A 17,473-nucleotide genomic window follows, 5' to 3' on the forward strand; every position below is an offset into this window, starting at 1 on the left:
GCCCATGAACCTGACCCCGCTCAACGACATCGCTCTGTACCTGCAACGCCTGGGCTATACCGCACCACCTGCGCCCACCCTCGAAACGCTGCGTGCGTTGCAGCTGCGCCATACCAGCACCTTCGTGTTCGAAAACCTGTCGCCGCTGGCCCGGCTGTCTGTGCAGCTGGACCTTGAATCGATCCAGCGCAAGGTGTTGCACGAGGGGCGTGGGGGTTACTGCTACGAACTCAATAATCTCTTTATGACGCTGTTGCAGCACCTGGGGTACGAGGTGTGCGGCATCACCGGCCGTGTGGTGATGAACGCGCCTGAAGACGTCTGGGCGGCGCGTACCCATCGCCTGACCCTGTTGACCCTGGACGGGGTGCGCTACATCACCGATGTCGGCTTCGGCGGCATGGTACCCACCGCCCCCCTGTTGCTCGACACCGACGAAGAGCAAGCCACGCCCCACGAGCCCTATCGCATCACCCGGGAGGGCGACAGCTACACCTTGCGTGCCAAGGTCGCCGGAGAGTGGCGGGCGATGTACGTGTTTGACCTGCAGCGCCAGGGCGATATCGATTACGAGATTGGTAACTGGTATGTCTCGACCCATCCCCAATCCCCCTTCCTTCAGCGCTTGATGGCGGCGCGTACCGGGGAGGGCGTGCGCCGTACGCTGAACAACGGCAGTTTTGCCATCCATCATATGGGTGGTGCCAGTGAGCGACGGGAGATCAGCGATCCCGATGAGCTGATCGAGTTGCTGCGCAGTGAGTTCGAATTGCGGGTGCCCGAGCATCCGGCGCTCAAGGCGACGATCGCGGGGTTGATCAGCGCCTCGCAGTGAATGGCCCGGGAAAACCAAAAAAGCTGATCAATTGATCAGCTTTTTTTTCGACAGATGGTATCGCCTCACAGGCCCGTGCCAGAGGGCTTCAAAGGGCCAAAGCTGGACGCCTGTCCATAATGTGACTGACAAGTTGTATACAACTCTATGGACATTTGTTTGGACTCTTGAATACAGTGTGCGCATAACAAAAACCCAGGGAACCCCCCACGATGAAAACGCCCTCTGTTTCACACCAACGGCCCGAGGATGAAAACCTCGGGGTCGGCGCGAATATGGCTTACGGCCTGCAACACGTTCTGACCATGTATGGCGGTATCGTTGCGGTACCACTGATCATCGGCCAAGCGGCCGGGCTTTCTCCGGCAGACATTGGTCTGTTGATCGCGGCATCGTTGTTTGCAGGGGGGCTGGCAACGTTGCTGCAAACCCTGGGTTTACCGTTTTTCGGTTGTCAGTTGCCGCTGGTGCAGGGCGTGTCGTTCTCCGGTGTCGCGACCATGGTGGCGATTGTCAGCAGCGGCGGCGAGGGTGGTTTCCAGTCAATCCTGGGGGCGGTGATTGCCGCCTCGTTGATCGGGTTGCTGATCACCCCGGTGTTCTCGCGGATCACCAAGTTCTTCCCGCCCCTGGTCACCGGTATCGTGATCACCACCATCGGCCTGACGCTGATGCCGGTGGCCGCACGCTGGGCCATGGGGGGCAACAGTCACGCCGAAGACTTCGGCAGCATGGCGAACATCGGTCTGGCGGCCGTGACCCTGATGCTGGTATTGCTGCTGAGCAAGATCGGCAGCGCCACCATCTCTCGCTTGTCGATCCTGCTGGCCATGGTGATCGGTACATTGATCGCGGTATTCCTCGGCATGGCCGACTTCTCGAGCGTCAGCGAAGGGCCGATGTTCGGCTTCCCGACGCCCTTCCACTTCGGTATGCCGACCTTTCACTTCGCCGCGATCCTGTCGATGTGCATCGTGGTCATGGTGACACTGGTGGAAACCTCCGCGGACATCCTGGCGGTCGGTGAAATCATCGACACCAAGGTGGATTCCAAGCGCCTGGGCAACGGTCTGCGCGCCGACATGCTGTCGAGCATGATCGCGCCGATCTTCGGCTCTTTCACCCAAAGCGCTTTCGCCCAGAACGTCGGGCTGGTGGCGGTGACTGGGATCAAGAGCCGTTATGTGGTCGCCACCGGCGGCCTGTTCCTGGTGATCCTGGGTCTGCTGCCGTTCATGGGCCGGGTGATTGCCGCTGTGCCGACCTCCGTGCTCGGCGGCGCCGGCATCGTGTTGTTCGGGACCGTGGCGGCCAGCGGTATTCGTACCCTGTCCAAGGTCGACTACCGCAACAACGTGAACCTGATCATCGTCGCCACCTCCATTGGCTTCGGCATGATCCCGATCGCCGCACCGAGCTTCTACGATCACTTCCCAAGCTGGTTCGCGACCATCTTCCATTCCGGTATCAGTTCGTCGGCGATCATGGCGATCCTGTTGAACCTGGCGTTCAACCACTTCAAGACCGGCAACTCGGACCAGCAGTCGGTATTCGCCGCCGGCACCGAGCGCACCCTGCGCTTCCAGGACCTGGCCGCCCTGCGCGAAGGCGATTACTTCGCCGATGGCAAGCTGCACGACTGTGAGGGCAACGAAGTGCCGGTGGTGGTGGAGGATGATCATGGCCATGGCGCGCCAGGACAGCGTCCGGTGCATGCCAAAAGCAGTGAGCATGTCTGACGGTTGTCATGATTGAAAAAAGCCGATCTGCTGAGTCAGCAGATCGGCTTTTTTGTCTGTGCGGGCTGCGCTGTCCGGTACGTGCCTCGGCAAGCCGGCGACAGAGGGGCAGTCAGCCGGCTTTCTGTCAGGCACAAAAAAGCCCCTGGTCTTTCGATTCAGGGGCTTTTGGGTCTTGCTGTCTGGCTCCACGACCTGGACTCGAACCAGGGACCCAGTGATTAACAGTCACTTGCTCTACCAACTGAGCTATCGCGGAATGCGCCGTATGTTACTGATTAAAAAGAACAAGTCAAGCGTGAGTTGCTCGAATGGCAGATTTTTCGGGTGAGCGGTGCTGATTCAGAGGCGAGAAGGGGGGTATCAGCCATTGGCGGTTACCAGAATCGTGATGGAGGTCTACCATGCCCCTCCGGAAGTGGTTTCACGCGCTGCCGGCCCTCAGCCGAAAAGGTACGCGTCATGACTCATCAGCCACTGTTCACGTTTATCCTGCCGGGCGAGGTGTTCGCATGAGCATCGCCCAGATCAGCCTGCCCAAGGGCGTCGGCCCGCATGCCGAGAAACTCTTTGATGCAATCACTCAGGCTGGCACCGCTGAAGAACTGAACCGTGCGGGCGGCAAGGCTGAAGGTTTTGTACTGGGACTGGAAAGCACCAAGGCGATCAAAAGCCAGGTCGCCGAGTCGCTGTATGTGGCGTATGACGACGCCGCCAGTCAGCGCTCGAGCGAACTGGCGGGCTGATCGACCTTAACCTCCGAAGGTAACGGTGCCGAGCAGGAATTTGGCATACAGCGAGGTGGCCACCAGTTGCACCAGCCACAGGGCCAGACCGCCGAGAAACACCCCGGCCGCCACTTGCAGCACCAGGTTGTTGCCGCGCCTGGCCTGGGGGCGGGGGGTGAAGTGGTCCAGGTCATCGTCGCGGTCAGCGCGTAAATCGTCGTTCTTCATGGGATCTCTCGAAAGGGCGGGCCACTGGACCTTTTAGTCTAGTGATTTTCCGGGCGACAACGAAAAGGGGAAGCCAGACGGCTTCCCCTTTGCTTGTCGCGGGCGTGGTTTAGATCACCGCAACGATGGCCTTGGTCACCACGTCGATGTTGTTCTGGTTCAGCGCGGCAACGCAGATGCGGCCGGTGTCCAGGGCGTAGATGCCGAACTCGGTGCGCAGGCGGGTCACTTGTTCAACGGTCAGGCCGGAGTAGGAGAACATGCCACACTGGCGGCCGACGAAGCTGAAGTCGTGATCCGGGGCGTGCTTGGCCAGCAGGTCAACCATCTGCGTGCGCATGCCGCGAATGCGCAGGCGCATTTCGGCCAGTTCCTGTTCCCATTGTGCGCGCAGCTCAGGGCTGTTCAGCACGGCAGCCACGATCGCGGCGCCGTGGGTCGGCGGGTTGGAGTAGTTGGTGCGGATCACACGCTTGACTTGCGACAGGACACGCGCGCTTTCTTCTTTCGATTCGCTGACGATCGACAGCGCGCCCACGCGTTCGCCGTACAGCGAGAACGACTTGGAGAACGAGCTGGAGACGAAGAAGTTCAGGCCCGACTCGGCGAACAGGCGCACGGCGGCGGCGTCTTCGTCGATGCCGTCGCCAAAGCCCTGATAGGCCATGTCGAGGAACGGCACCAGGTTTTTCGCCTTGACCACGTCCAGCACGTTGTTCCAGTCCGCCGGGCTCAGGTCGACGCCGGTCGGGTTATGGCAGCAGGCGTGCAGCACGACGATGGAGCCGGCGGGCAGGGCGTTCAGGTCTTCCAGCAGGCCGGCGCGGTTCACATCGTGAGTGGCGGCGTCGTAGTAGCGATAGTTCTGCACCGGGAAACCAGCGGTTTCGAACAGTGCGCGGTGGTTTTCCCAGCTTGGGTCGCTGATGGCCACAACGGCGTTCGGCAGCAGTTGCTTGAGGAAGTCGGCACCGATTTTCAGCGCGCCGGTACCGCCGACGGACTGGGTGGTAACAACCCGGCCTGCGGCCAGCAGCGGCGACTCGGCACCAAACAGCAGCTTTTGTACGGCCTGGTCGTAGGCGGCAATGCCGTCAATTGGCAAGTAGCCGCGCGAGGCGTGTTGAGCGGCGCGAATCGTCTCGGCTTCGACAACGGCTCGCAGGAGTGGAATTCGCCCCTCCTCGTTGCAGTAAACACCGACCCCCAGGTTGACCTTGTTGGTACGGGTGTCAGCGTTGAATGCTTCGTTGAGGCCCAGGATTGGATCGCGTGGTGCCATTTCGACAGCGGAGAACAGGCTCATTATTGCGGCGGCTCTGAATGGAATGTGGAGGGACGTGTGGCGCTCCAGCCGAATGCACTAGAGCGGTGCACAAACGGGGAGCTAGTATAGAGGCCATCACCGGGCGCGGCGACAGGCGTTTGGGCTTTTCGGCCAAGTTTTTCGGATTATTTTTCGACCGTTAGTCTTATTGTCATGTCAGGCGCTTAGGGCGTATGCAGGACGTTTACCTTGAAACCACAGGCATTCGCCACCACATCAACGGTTATCATGATTTTTCCCCGCGACATCCGTTGAAATCGGTCTGCGCCGTTGTGACGTGTCTGCCCGCGCCCGAGCGAATCCCTCGGCGCAAACCCAGAGGTCTGTTATGTCTGAATTCCAGCTAGTCACCCGCTTCGAGCCCGCCGGCGATCAGCCGGAAGCCATCCGCCTGATGGTCGAAGGCATCGACGCCGGGCTGGCGCACCAGACGTTGCTCGGTGTGACAGGTTCCGGCAAGACCTTCAGCATCGCCAACGTGATTGCCCAGGTGCAGCGTCCGACCCTGGTGCTGGCGCCGAACAAGACCCTGGCCGCGCAGTTGTACGGCGAGTTCAAGGGTTTTTTCCCGAACAACGCGGTGGAGTACTTCGTTTCCTACTACGACTACTACCAGCCCGAAGCCTATGTGCCGTCGTCCGATACCTTTATCGAGAAAGACGCGTCGATCAACGATCACATCGAGCAGATGCGCCTGTCGGCGACCAAGGCGCTGCTGGAGCGCAAGGACGCGATCATCGTCACCACGGTGTCGTGCATCTACGGTCTGGGCAGTCCGGAAACCTACCTGAAAATGGTCCTGCACATTGATCGCGGCGACAAGCTCGATCAGCGCGCCTTGCTGCGCCGCCTGGCAGACCTGCAGTACACCCGCAACGACATGGATTTTGCCCGCGCCACCTTCCGCGTGCGCGGCGATGTGATTGATATCCACCCGGCGGAATCCGATTTTGAAGCGATCCGCATCGAGCTGTTCGATGACGAGGTCGAGAGCTTGTCAGCCTTCGATCCGCTGACCGGCGAAGTGATCCGCAAGCTGCCGCGCTTCACCTTCTATCCGAAAAGCCATTACGTGACCCCGCGGGAAACTCTGCTGGGAGCTATCGAAGGGATCAAAGTCGAGTTGCAGGAGCGCCTGGACTACTTGCGCTCCAACAACAAACTCGTTGAAGCCCAACGCTTGGAGCAGCGCACCCGTTTCGACCTGGAGATGATTCTCGAATTGGGGTATTGCAACGGTATCGAAAACTACTCGCGCTACCTGTCCGGTCGTGAATCCGGCCAGGCGCCGCCCACCTTGTTTGACTACCTGCCGGCCGACGCCTTGTTGGTGATCGACGAATCCCACGTCAGCGTGCCGCAAGTCGGCGCCATGTATAAGGGCGACCGCTCCCGTAAAGAGACGCTGGTGGAATACGGTTTCCGTCTGCCCTCCGCGCTCGATAACCGGCCGATGCGCTTCGACGAATTCGAGAACATCAGCCCGCAGACGATTTTCGTTTCGGCCACGCCGGGCAATTACGAGGCGGAACACGCCGGTCGCGTGGTCGAGCAATTGGTACGCCCGACCGGTCTGGTCGACCCGCAAATCGAAATCCGCCCGGCGCTGACTCAAGTCGATGATCTGCTCTCGGAAATCACCAAGCGCGTGGCGGTCGAGGAGCGAGTGCTGGTCACCACCCTGACCAAGCGCATGGCCGAAGACCTGACCGACTACCTGGCCGATCACGGGGTGCGCGTGCGTTACCTGCACTCGGATATCGACACGGTGGAGCGGGTCGAGATCATTCGCGATTTGCGCCTGGGAACCTTCGACGTGCTGGTGGGGATCAACCTGCTGCGCGAAGGCCTGGACATGCCGGAAGTGTCGCTGGTGGCGATTCTCGATGCCGACAAGGAAGGCTTCCTGCGCTCCGAACGCTCATTGATCCAGACCATTGGCCGGGCCGCGCGCAACCTCAATGGCCGGGCGATTCTGTATGCCGATCGCATCACCGGCTCCATGGAGCGGGCAATTGGCGAGACCGAGCGCCGTCGCGACAAGCAGATCGCCTTCAACCTGGCCAACGGCATCACCCCCAAGGGTGTGTTCAAGGACGTTGCCGACATCATGGAAGGCGCCACCGTGCCGGGCTCGCGCAGCAAGAAGCGCAAGGGCATGGCCAAGGCCGCCGAGGAAAGCGCCCGGTACGAAAACGAACTGCGTTCGCCGAGCGAAATCGCCAAGCGCATCCGGCAGCTGGAAGAGAAGATGTACCAGCTCGCCCGCGACCTGGAATTCGAAGCCGCCGCCCAGACCCGCGACGAGATCGCCAAGTTGCGCGAGCGGTTGTTGACCGTCTGAGTGTTGATCGTTTGATCGTTACCACGCGGGGCGTGGGAACGATCAGTGGTGACTAGTGCACTTCCCCAGCCTTCAGTCCCGCCGGCAACGCCTTGGTCAACAGAATCGCCAGCATGCTCACCGCCAACGCGATCCCGACAAAGTGGAACGCATCGTTGTAGGCCATGATCGACGCCTGCTGGTGGGCGATTTCGCTGATTTTGCCCAAGGCGGCGGTTTCGCTGCCGAAGCGATCGGTCAGGCTGGCGATGCGTTCGGCCACTTGCGGGTTGGTCGGGACGATCGACTCACGTAAATAATCGAAGTAGGTCTTGGTTCGTGCGTCCAGCAAGGTGGCGAGGAGGGCGATGCCGATCGCGCCGCCAAGGTTGCGCAGGATGTTGAACAGGCTCGAGGCCGAGCCGGCATCCTGGGGCAGGATGTAGGCCGTGGCGATCAACGAGATGGTGACCATGATCAGCGGCTGGCCCAGCGCCCGGACGAGCTGGATCTGGTTGAACTGCGGCCCGGCAAAGTCCGGGTTGAGCACGCCGGAGTAAAAGCTCGCCAGGCCGAACAGGCCAAAGCCCAGGGTGCATAACCACTTCGGTGAGACGAACTTCATCAGTTTCGGCACCAGGGGAATCAGGAACAGCTGCGGCACCCCCATCCACATGATCACCTCGCCGATCTGCAAGGCGTTGTAGTTCTGGATCTGCGCCAGGTACAGCGGCAACAGATAGATAGAGCCATACAGCCCCACGCCCATGCCCAGGCTGGAGATGCTCGACAAGCCGAAGTTGCGGTTGCGCAGGATGCCGAGGTTGATCAGCGGATTGGGTTTGGACACCTGGACGATGACGAAGGTGATCAGGCTCATCAGGGCGATGCTGCCCAGGGTCACGATCAGGCTCGATTCCAGCCAGTCCTTGCGATGGCCTTCCTCGAGGAATACCTGCAGGCAACCCAGGCCAACACCCAGGCTGAGGATGCCGGCGTAGTCGGTGCTTTTCAGCAGTTCCCAGTGCGCGCTCTTCTTCTCCAGGCCGTACATCAGGCCGGCGATCATGAGCAGGCCGGGCGGGATGTTGATGTAGAAGATGTACTCCCAGCCCCAGTTTTCCGTCAGCCAGCCCCCCAGAGTCGGGCCAATGGAGGGCGCGAAGGTGGCGGTCATGGCGAACATGGCCATGCCTTTGGCGCGGTGGTGCTCGGGCAGTTTGATCAGGGTCAGGGTGAACGCCAGCGGGATCAGCGCACCGCCGGTGAACCCTTGCAGGGCACGAAACACGATCATGCTCTCCAGGCTCCAGGCCATGGAGCAGAGCAGGGAGGCGAACAAAAAGCCCACGGAGACCCACACCGCCAGGCGCCGTGCCGAGAGCAACTGCACCAGCCAGGCGGTGAGCGGGATCATGATGATCTCCGCCACCAGGTACGAGGTGGAGATCCACGAGCCTTCTTCCAGGGTCGCCGACAGCGCGCCCTGGATGTCCTTGAGCGAGGAGTTGGTGATCTGGATGTCGAGCACCGCCATGAAGGCGCCGAGCATCACGCTCATCACCGCAATCCAGTCCCGCCGGGTCGGTTCGCCGACCGGACGGATCAGCTGATCACCGGCCATCGGCAGGGGCTTGGATGTTCACTTTGGCGGTGACCGACATGCCCGGGCGGATCTTGCCGTGCAGCGGGTTGTTGGCGGCAAAGGTCAGTTTCACCGGGATTCGTTGCACGACCTTGGTGAAGTTGCCGGTGGCGTTGTCCGGAGGCAGCAGGCTGAACTGTGCGCCGGAGGCCGCGAACAGGCTGTCGACGCGGGCTTCGATGGGCGTGTCGCTGTAGGCATCGAACGTCAGCTCGGCCTTTTGCCCGGGCTGCATGTGGCTGATCTGGGTTTCCTTGAAGTTGGCCTGAATCCAGATGTCCTGGTCCGGGACGACCGACAGCAGGTAGGCGCCGGCCTGCACCACTTGACCGTTGCGGGCGGCGCGCTGGCCGATCAGGCCGCTGATGGGGGCGTAGATTTCGCTGCGGGTCAGGTTCAGTTGCGCCTGGGCCAGGTCGGCCCTGGCGTTGGCGATTTGCGCGTCGAGGCGCTTGATCTCGGCACTGAGGGCGTTGACCTGCTGGCGCTGCGCTTGGGCATCAGCCTGGGCCTTGGTCACTTGCGAGCGGGCGATGTGGTTTTCGGCGGACAAGGTCGTGACCCGTTCTTCCGATACGTAGCCGGGCTTGCGCAGGGTTTCGGCGCGGGACAGGTCCATTTGCGAGCGACCCAGACTGGCCTGGCTGGAGGCGACCTGAGCTTCGCTGGCGGCAATCAGGCTGGCTTGCTGGGTCAGCTTGCTCTGGGCTTGCAGGCGCTCGGCTTCGCGGGTGGCGAGGGCGGCATTGGCGCGATCCACGGCGAGGCGGAAGTCGTCACCTTCGAGCTTGACCAGCAACTGGCCTTTTTCCACGTGCTGGTTGTCCTGCACCAGAACCTCGTCGATGCGCGCACTCAGCTGGCTGGAGACACGGGTGATTTCGCCCTGGACATAGGCGTTATCGGTGCTTTCGTAAAACCGTCCCTTGAAGAACCATTCGGCAAAGAAGCCGCCGGCAATCAGCAGGGCGATAAACAGGAAAATGGACAGGCGACGCTTGAGTTGGGCTGGCATGGGCAGGCTTGTAGTCGAAATAAAGTGTAAGTGAATTTAACAGGGGGTGAATCTGGCACATAGCCGATAAGTGGTAAATGCCACCTATTGATAATCCGCCATTCAGTGGCGTTAGCGACTTTTGTAGCCCCAATCTTGGCTTAAATGCCCTGCTCACTGGAGCGGGGCGGCTGTCGCCTGTTACCATTCGCCCTTTGTTTCATCTCCGCTTTTCATATTATTTCGAGACACGCCATGACCACCGTCCGCACTCGCATCGCGCCATCGCCTACCGGCGATCCCCATGTCGGCACCGCTTACATCGCTTTGTTCAACTACTGCTTTGCCAAGCAGCATGGCGGTGAGTTCATCCTGCGCATTGAAGACACCGACCAGCTGCGTTCGACCCGCGAGTCCGAACAGCAGATTTTCGACGCCTTGCGCTGGCTGGGCATCGACTGGAGCGAAGGCCCGGACGTCGGTGGCCCCCACGGCCCGTATCGCCAGAGCGAGCGGGGCGATATTTATCAGAAGTACTGCCAGCAGCTGGTGGACATGGGCCACGCGTTCCCGTGCTTCTGCACCGCGCAAGAACTGGACCAGATGCGCGCCGAGCAAATGGCTCGTGGTGAAACCCCGCGTTACGACGGCCGCGCGCTGCTGCTGTCCAAGGAAGAAGTCGACCGTCGCCTGGCGGCTGGCGAACCGCACGTGATCCGCATGAAGGTGCCGAGCGAAGGCGTGTGCGTGGTGCCGGACATGCTGCGTGGCGATGTCGAGATCCCGTGGGATCGCATGGACATGCAAGTGCTGATGAAGACCGACGGCCTGCCGACATACTTCCTGGCCAACGTGGTCGACGACCACCTGATGGGCATCACCCACGTCCTGCGCGGTGAAGAATGGCTGCCCTCGGCGCCGAAACTGATCCTGCTGTACGAGTACTTCGGTTGGGAACAACCGGAGCTGTGCTACATGCCGCTGCTGCGTAACCCGGACAAGAGCAAGCTGTCCAAGCGCAAGAACCCGACCTCGGTGACTTTCTACGAGCGCATGGGCTTCATGCCCGAAGCGATGCTCAACTACCTGGGCCGCATGGGCTGGTCGATGCCGGACGAGCGCGAGAAGTTCTCCCTGCAGGAAATGGTCGATAACTTCGACCTCAAGCGCGTGTCCCTCGGCGGGCCGATTTTCGACATCGAGAAACTGTCGTGGCTCAACGGCCAGTGGCTGCGTGATTTGCCGGTGGAAGAGTTCGCCTCCCGCCTGCAAACCTGGGCGCTGAACCCTGAGTACATGATGAAGATCGCGCCGCACGTACAGGGCCGCGTCGAAACCTTCAGCCAGATCGCTCCACTGGCCGGGTTCTTCTTCGCCGGCGGGGTGAACCCGGAGGCCCGGCTGTTCGAATCCAAGAAGCTCTCGGGCGATCAGGTTCGTCAGCTGATGCAGTTGATCCTGTGGAAGCTCGAAAGCCTGCGCCAGTGGGAGAAGGACAGCATTACCGCAACGATTCAGGCGGTGGTCGAATCCCTGGAGCTGAAGCTGCGTGATGCCATGCCGCTGATGTTCGCTGCGATCACCGGGCAAGCCAGCTCGGTGTCGGTGCTCGATGCCATGGAGATCCTCGGCCCGGACCTGACCCGTTTCCGTCTGCGCCAGGCCATCGACCTGCTCGGTGGCGTGTCGAAGAAAGAAAACAAAGAGTGGGAAAAGCTGCTGGGCGCGATTGCCTGAGACGCGGCCTGCAGGACTGATGGCCATTGCGCGCGCCTGTTGTTGGGCGCGCAGTGGTCGCCAGACCCCCGAATTTACGGGGGAGGGCGGTAAGTGATTGTTATGTCGGCAAAAAAATTTAAATTTTTTGAAAAATAAGTTTGACAGACTTTCGATACGCCCTTAAGATTCGCCCCGTCCTCAGCGATGACATCAACGATGAGGGGCTATAGCTCAGCTGGGAGAGCGCTTGCATGGCATGCAAGAGGTCGACGGTTCGATCCCGTCTAGCTCCACCAATTTACACTTCAAGGCTTGGCCACACCGGTCTTGAAGCGATCAACACTCAGCGTTGATCAGTTGTATAGAAGGGTTTGCGTCCCCTTCGTCTAGTGGCCTAGGACACCGCCCTTTCACGGCGGTAACAGGGGTTCGAGTCCCCTAGGGGACGCCAGTTTTACAGAAGTGATGTTGCAAGACATCGCTCCGCCGCGAGGCGAAAAATCTGGGGCTATAGCTCAGCTGGGAGAGCGCTTGCATGGCATGCAAGAGGTCGACGGTTCGATCCCGTCTAGCTCCACCAATTTTACAGTTCAAGGTCTGGCCACACCGGCCTTGAATCGATCAGTACTCAGCGCTGATCAGTGTATAGAAGGGTTTGTGTCCCCTTCGTCTAGTGGCCTAGGACACCGCCCTTTCACGGCGGTAACAGGGGTTCGAGTCCCCTAGGGGACGCCACGATTACCCGCTCTGCGGGATTTTATAAGGGTCATTCAATTATTGAATGGCCCTTTTGTTTGTCTGGCGTTTGGCCAATTCCCCCTTCCCCCTATTCTTCCTGACAGTCCTTCTGACCAACGGTCACATCAACGACTTGCGTAAATTTATTATGAGAATAATATTTCTATCGTAATATTCGGAGGCAACGATGAACGACAAAAAAGCTCAAACCCGTGAACGCATTCTCCAGGCCGCTAGTTCCGCGCTGATCCAGCGGGGTCCGGCCGAGCCAAGCGTGGGCGAAGTGATGGGGGCGGCCGGCCTGACGGTGGGTGGCTTCTATGCGCACTTCGACAGCAAGGACGCGATGATGCTGGAGGCCTTCACCCAGTTGCTCGGCCAGCGTCGGGCGTTGATCGCCGAGATGGACGCCGAGTTGACGGGGGAGGAGCGCCGGGCGTTGGTCGCTGCGTTTTACCTGTCGCGTAAACACCGTGATTCCACCGAGCACGCCTGCCCGATTCCGGCGTCGATCGGAGAGATGGGGCGCCTGCCAGATGATTTTCGCGTGGCGCTCAATGAGCACGTCGAGCTGATGGTCGCGCAGTTGGCCAGCAGCCCGGAAGACATCGACAAGGTGCTGGCTGACCTGGCGTTGATGGTGGGTGGCCTGGCGCTGGCGCGGGCGCTGGGTGGCGGAGAGTTGTCTGATCGATTGCTGCGTGCCGCCAAGTCGGCGGTGCGATGACCTGAAGCACAAGCCTTTGGAGATGAGCGATGAGCACGTTAAGTTGGGTTCGTGGCGTTAATGGCACCTTGGGCTGGATCGCACCACAGCGGGTCGCGAGCAGGATGCGCCAGGCGTTCATGACGCCCCGTGAGCTGCCTCCCCGGGACTGGGAAATGCCGCTGCTGGAGAAGGCCGAGCGGATCACCCTGCGCTTCGGCCTCTCGGCCTTGCGCTGGGGGCAGGGGCCGACGGTGCTGCTGATGCATGGCTGGGAAGGACGGCCCACCCAGTTTGCCAGCCTGATCAGCGCGTTGGTGGACAGCGGCTACACCGTCGTCGCGCTGGACGGTCCGGCCCACGGTCGTTCGCCAGGGCGTGAGGCCAACGTCGTGCTGTTCGCCCGGGCCATGCTGGAAGCGGCGGCCGAGTTGCCTCCCTTGCAGGCGGTTATCGGCCACTCCATGGGCGGGGCCAGCGCCATGCTCGCGGTGCAGTTGGGCCTGCGCACCGAGACCCTGGTCAGTATCGCCGCGCCGGCGCGGATCCTCGCCGTGTTGCGCGGTTTCGCGCGATACGTTGGTTTGCCGCCCAGGGCGCGTTCGGCGTTTATCCGCCAGGTCGAACAGGATGTCGGTATCCAGGCCTCGCGGCTGGACGTCGCGCACTACCAGTTGGATATGCCCGGGCTGATCGTGCATGCCGAGGACGACACCTTTGTCCCGGTCAACGAGTCGCAGCTGATTCACGACGCCTGGTTCGACAGTCGCCTGCTGCGCCTGGAGGAGGGTGGGCATCAGCGGGTGCTGGCCGATCCTCGATTGATCGAGGGCGTGTTGTCGCTGCTCTCCGGTCGTAGCTTGCAGGCGCGCCAATCGGCCTGATCATCCGTTACACTCCTCCCGGTCGAATAATCTGACCGGGAGTGAGGCATGGGCTGGGATCGGGCAACGCCGTTTATCATTGACCTTGAGGTGGCCGCTGAGGACATCGACGGGCTGGGGCATGCCAACAACGCGGTGTATGTCACCTGGCTGGAGCGATGCGCCTGGCGCCACTCACAGCGCCTTGGGCTGGACCTCGTCGAGTATCGGCGGCTGGACCGTGCGATGGCCGTGGTGCGCCACGAGATCGATTACCTGGCGGCGGCCTATGAGGGTGATGAGTTGCAGTTGGCGACCTGGATCGTCGACTGGGATCAGCGCCTGAAAATGACGCGCCATTTCCAGCTGATCCGTCCCCGTGACAACGCCACGCTGCTGCGGGCCCAGACCACCTTTGTCTGTATCGAACTGTCCAGCGGCAAGCCCAAGCGCATGCCGGCCGAGTTCATCGAGGGTTATGGCCCGGCGTTGCACGCCATCGCCTGACCTCAAGGCAAATCCCCTGAATGCAAAAACGGCACCCGAGGGTGCCGTTTCTGTTGGTGCTGCCTGTCGCTGGAGCGATCAGCCCACCAGGCCGGTTTGCTGAACCAGATTCAGCAACGGTTGCGGGTAGACGCCCAGGAAGAACGCCAGGACGGCGATGGCCAGCAGCATGACGCCACCTGCCTTTTGCTCCCAGTGCAGCTGAGCGTCGACGCGACGCAGGTTGGGTTCGATCAGGAACAGGGTGACCATCACGCGCAGGTAGTAGAAGACGCCAATGGCGCTACCCAGTACCAGCGAGCCGACCAGCCACCACTGGTGCGATTCGACACCCGTAGCGATGATGTAGAACTTGCCGATGAAGCCCGCGGTCAGCGGGATACCGGCCAGGGACAGCATCATCACGGTCAGTACGGCGGTCAGGTACGGACGACGCCAGAACAGGCCGCGGTACTCGTACAGGGCGTCTGCGTCACGGCCTTTGTACGGCGAGGACATCAGGGTGATCACGCCGAAGGCGCCGAGGCTGGTGATCACGTAGGTGACCAGGTACACGCCGATGGCTTCCAGTGCCAGGCCCTTGCTCGCCACCAGGGCGATCAGCAGGTAGCCGAAGTGGGCAATGGAGGAGTAACCCAACAGACGCTTGAGGTTGCTCTGGGTCAGCGCCAGCAGGTTACCGAACAGGATCGAGGCAATCGCGATCACGGTCAGCACGGTGCTCAACACACCGCTGTTGGCCACTGGCGACATCTGGAACAGGCGCACCATCACCGCGAACACGGCGACTTTGGAAGCGGTGGCCAGGAACGCGGCCACCGGTGCCGGAGCACCTTCGTACACGTCCGGGGTCCAGAGGTGGAAGGGTACCAGCGACAGCTTGAAGGCCAGGCCGATCAACATCATGCCCAGGCCCAGTTGGGCCAGCGGGCTAGGCAGGCCGGTGGCTTCCAGCGCCATGCCGATGCCGCTGAAGCTCAGGGTGCCGGCTTCGGCGTAGAGCAGGGCCATGCCGAACAACAGGAACGCGGAACCGGCCGCCGACAGCACCATGTACTTGATGCCGGCTTCCAGGGAGCGTTTGTTGAAGAAGGCATAGGCCACCAGACCGTAGACCGGTACCGAGAGCAGTTCCAGGCCGATGAACAAGCCGGCCAGGTGCTGCGCGCTGACCAGGACCAGGCCACCAGCGGCAGCCATCAGGATCAGCAGGTACAGCTCTTCACGGTTGCCCGGGTAACCGGTGCCGCCATCGCCGAGGTAGGCGTGGGCGAGGGTGACGCAGGCGAGGGTGGCGACCAGGATCAGCGCCATGTACAGGCAGGCAAAGCTGTCGATTTGCAGCAGTGGGGTCACGACCAGGGGCGCGACTTTCAAGGCTGGCAGGATCGACAACAACGCCAGGTTAAGACCCGCCACCGACAACAGGAAGGTCTGTGAGTGGTTGCGGCGCCATGCGATAGCCAGCATCACCACGATGATCGTGGCGCTGGTGATCAACAACGGCGCTAGCGCGATAAAGTGTTGAATCGTGAATTCCATAGCGCTCTTACCGGGCCGAAGCGAGTTGAGTGAAGGCGGTGCCGAGCCATTGCTGCACGCCACTCATGGTGGCAGCAGAGGTATCGAGGAACGGTTGCGGGTAGACGCCGAGGTAAATCAGCAGGCCCGCAAGGCCGAGCACCATGATCAGTTCGCGAGCATCCATGCCGTGCAGCACCGCGTCCGACTTGGACGGGCCGAAGTAGGCACGGTGAATCATGATCAGCGAGTAGACCGAACCGAACACCAGGCCCGAGGTGGCAATCGCGGTGATCCATGGTGCGCTGGCGAAGGTGCCGATCAGGATCAGGAATTCACCGACGAAGTTACCGGTGCCCGGCAGACCCAGGGAGGCGGCTGCGAAGAACAGGCTGATGGCGGGCAGGTACGCGATCTTCGACCACAGGCCACCCATTTCACGCATGTCGCGGGTGTGGGTGCGCTCGTAGAGCTGGCCGCTGAGGATAAAGAGTGCCGCCGCCGACAGGCCGTGGGCCAGCATCTGGATCACCGCGCCCTGCAGGGCTTGCTGGCTGCCGGAGTAGATGCCGATCAGCACGAAGCCCATGTGGGAAACGCTGGAGAACGCGATCAGGCGCTTGATGTCGGTCTGGGCAAACGCGAGGAACGCACCGTAGAAGATCCCGACCAGGCCCAGGGCCATGGCCACCGGCGCGAACTCGGCCGATGCATTCGGGAACAGCGGCAGGGCGAAGCGCAGCAGACCATAGGCAGCGGTCTTGAGCAGAATACCGGCCAGGTCGACGGAACCGGCGGTCGGCGCCTGTGCGTGGGCATCCGGCAGCCAGGAGTGGAACGGCACCACCGGCAGCTTGACCGCGAAGGCGATGAAGAAACCGAGCATCAGGATGTACTCGGTGGTCATCGACATCTTGGTTTTCAACAGGTCGGCGTAGTTGAACGTGATCACGCCCGTGCTGTTGTAGTTGACCAGTACCAGGCCCAGGATCGCCACCAGCATGATCAGGCCGGAAGCCTGAGTGAAGATGAAGAACTTGGTGGCCGCGTAGATCCGGGTCTTCTTGCCGTCCGAGGAACTGTGACCCCAGAGCGCGATGAGGAAATACATCGGCACCAGCATCATTTCCCAGAAGAAGAAGAACATGAACAGGTCGAGGGCCAGGAACACGCCGACGACACCGCCCAGGATCCACATCAGGTTCAGGTGGAAGAAGCCCACATGACGCTGGATCTCTTTCCACGAACACAGTACCGAGAGCACACCCAGCAAGCCGGTGAGCAGGATCATCAGCAGCGACAGGCCGTCGAGGGCCAGGTGCACGTTGATGCCGAAGCGCTCGATCCAGACGTGCTTGAACTCAAGCGCCCAGGTCGGATCGGCGCCAGGCGCCGGGGCAAATGAATAGTCACCGTTGGCCCACAGCCAGAGGCCGAGGGAGAGCAGCAGGGACATGGTGATCAGCGCAATCCAGCGGGGGAGGGTGGCGCCGAAGCGCTCACCCATCCAGCACAGCAGGCCGCCGATGAAGGGAATCAGGATTAGCCAAGGCAGAATCATGACGGGCTCGTTTCCTTTCGCAAGTTCGCAAGGTTCATA

The 17,473-nt window shown here is 61.3% G+C and carries 14 protein-coding genes and 5 tRNA genes; 12 read left to right on the forward strand and 7 right to left on the reverse strand.

What is annotated here, in order from left to right; translation table 11 throughout:
- Positions 1 to 4 precede the first annotated feature (4 nt).
- The gene (locus CKW29_RS06500; protein WP_095148125.1) at positions 5 to 835 is read left to right on the forward strand and encodes an arylamine N-acetyltransferase; all 831 of its coding nucleotides are present in this window, start codon (positions 5 to 7) and stop codon (positions 833 to 835) included.
- Between the two features lie 212 nt (positions 836 to 1,047).
- Positions 1,048 to 2,574 (forward strand): nucleobase:cation symporter-2 family protein, encoded by a 1,527-nt coding sequence (locus CKW29_RS06505; protein ID WP_095143189.1) that lies wholly within the window; start codon positions 1,048 to 1,050, stop codon positions 2,572 to 2,574.
- A 183-nt stretch (positions 2,575 to 2,757) separates the two neighbouring features.
- Here CKW29_RS06505 and CKW29_RS06510 read toward each other — a convergent pair.
- Positions 2,758 to 2,833 (reverse strand) — tRNA-Asn (locus CKW29_RS06510).
- 253 nt (positions 2,834 to 3,086) lie between these two features.
- On the opposite strand from CKW29_RS06510, the gene CKW29_RS06515 reads away from it, so the two are divergent.
- Positions 3,087 to 3,320: a hypothetical protein gene (locus tag CKW29_RS06515; RefSeq protein ID WP_095143190.1), complete on the forward strand. Its 234-nt coding sequence runs from the start codon at positions 3,087 to 3,089 to the stop codon at positions 3,318 to 3,320.
- A gap of 6 nt (positions 3,321 to 3,326) precedes the next feature.
- On the opposite strand, the gene CKW29_RS06520 is transcribed toward CKW29_RS06515, so the two are convergent.
- Both CKW29_RS06520 and CKW29_RS06525 read right to left on the reverse strand, forming a co-directional pair.
- Positions 3,327 to 3,530 (reverse strand): hypothetical protein, encoded by a 204-nt coding sequence (locus CKW29_RS06520; protein WP_095148126.1) that lies wholly within the window; start codon positions 3,528 to 3,530, stop codon positions 3,327 to 3,329.
- Positions 3,531 to 3,639: 109 nt separating this feature from the next.
- On the reverse strand, positions 3,640 to 4,836 hold the full coding sequence (locus tag CKW29_RS06525) for an amino acid aminotransferase (RefSeq protein WP_095143191.1): 1,197 nt from the start codon (positions 4,834 to 4,836) through the stop codon (positions 3,640 to 3,642).
- Positions 4,837 to 5,185: 349 nt separating this feature from the next.
- Between CKW29_RS06525 and uvrB the strand changes: the two genes are divergently transcribed.
- Complete coding sequence (gene uvrB, locus CKW29_RS06530; protein WP_095143192.1) at positions 5,186 to 7,201, forward strand: excinuclease ABC subunit UvrB; 2,016 nt, start codon at positions 5,186 to 5,188, stop codon at positions 7,199 to 7,201.
- A 52-nt stretch (positions 7,202 to 7,253) separates the two neighbouring features.
- Here the strand turns inward: uvrB and CKW29_RS06535 are convergent, their stop codons facing one another.
- Positions 7,254 to 8,744 (reverse strand): MDR family MFS transporter, encoded by a 1,491-nt coding sequence (locus CKW29_RS06535; RefSeq protein WP_177452410.1) that lies wholly within the window; start codon positions 8,742 to 8,744, stop codon positions 7,254 to 7,256.
- A gap of 49 nt (positions 8,745 to 8,793) precedes the next feature.
- Positions 8,794 to 9,840 carry an HlyD family secretion protein gene (locus CKW29_RS06540; RefSeq protein ID WP_095148128.1) on the reverse strand — a complete coding sequence of 349 codons (1,047 nt, stop codon included), beginning with the start codon at positions 9,838 to 9,840 and terminating at the stop codon, positions 8,794 to 8,796.
- A 234-nt stretch (positions 9,841 to 10,074) separates the two neighbouring features.
- Here CKW29_RS06540 and gltX point away from each other — a divergent pair, with 234 nt between their 5' ends.
- The 8 genes from gltX (at position 10,075) to CKW29_RS06580 (ending at position 14,352) form a co-directional block, all read left to right on the forward strand.
- Entirely contained in the window at positions 10,075 to 11,556 is a 1,482-nt protein-coding gene (gene gltX, locus CKW29_RS06545; protein ID WP_095148129.1) for a glutamate--tRNA ligase, read from the forward strand.
- A 202-nt stretch (positions 11,557 to 11,758) separates the two neighbouring features.
- Positions 11,759 to 11,834, forward strand: a tRNA-Ala gene (locus CKW29_RS06550).
- Between the two features lie 79 nt (positions 11,835 to 11,913).
- A tRNA-Glu gene (locus CKW29_RS06555) sits at positions 11,914 to 11,989 on the forward strand.
- Between the two features lie 53 nt (positions 11,990 to 12,042).
- Positions 12,043 to 12,118, forward strand: a tRNA-Ala gene (locus tag CKW29_RS06560).
- 79 nt (positions 12,119 to 12,197) lie between these two features.
- Positions 12,198 to 12,273: transfer RNA gene (locus CKW29_RS06565), tRNA-Glu, on the forward strand.
- Between the two features lie 190 nt (positions 12,274 to 12,463).
- On the forward strand, positions 12,464 to 13,003 hold the full coding sequence (locus CKW29_RS06570; protein ID WP_095143195.1) for a TetR/AcrR family transcriptional regulator: 540 nt from the start codon (positions 12,464 to 12,466) through the stop codon (positions 13,001 to 13,003).
- A gap of 29 nt (positions 13,004 to 13,032) precedes the next feature.
- Positions 13,033 to 13,866, forward strand: coding sequence for an alpha/beta fold hydrolase (locus CKW29_RS06575; protein WP_095148130.1), 834 nt, complete (start codon positions 13,033 to 13,035; stop codon positions 13,864 to 13,866).
- 48 nt (positions 13,867 to 13,914) lie between these two features.
- Positions 13,915 to 14,352: a thioesterase family protein gene (locus CKW29_RS06580; RefSeq protein WP_095079271.1), complete on the forward strand. Its 438-nt coding sequence runs from the start codon at positions 13,915 to 13,917 to the stop codon at positions 14,350 to 14,352.
- A gap of 78 nt (positions 14,353 to 14,430) precedes the next feature.
- Here CKW29_RS06580 and nuoN read toward each other — a convergent pair whose 3' ends face one another.
- Positions 14,431 to 15,894 carry an NADH-quinone oxidoreductase subunit NuoN gene (gene nuoN, locus CKW29_RS06585; protein ID WP_095143197.1) on the reverse strand — a complete coding sequence of 488 codons (1,464 nt, stop codon included), beginning with the start codon at positions 15,892 to 15,894 and terminating at the stop codon, positions 14,431 to 14,433.
- A 7-nt stretch (positions 15,895 to 15,901) separates the two neighbouring features.
- Complete coding sequence (gene nuoM, locus CKW29_RS06590; RefSeq protein WP_095143198.1) at positions 15,902 to 17,434, reverse strand: NADH-quinone oxidoreductase subunit M; 1,533 nt, start codon at positions 17,432 to 17,434, stop codon at positions 15,902 to 15,904.
- Positions 17,435 to 17,473: the final 39 nt, after the last annotated feature.

The organism is Pseudomonas sp. Irchel s3a18, from assembly GCF_900187535.1.
Classification (GTDB): Bacteria; Pseudomonadota; Gammaproteobacteria; order Pseudomonadales; family Pseudomonadaceae; genus Aquipseudomonas.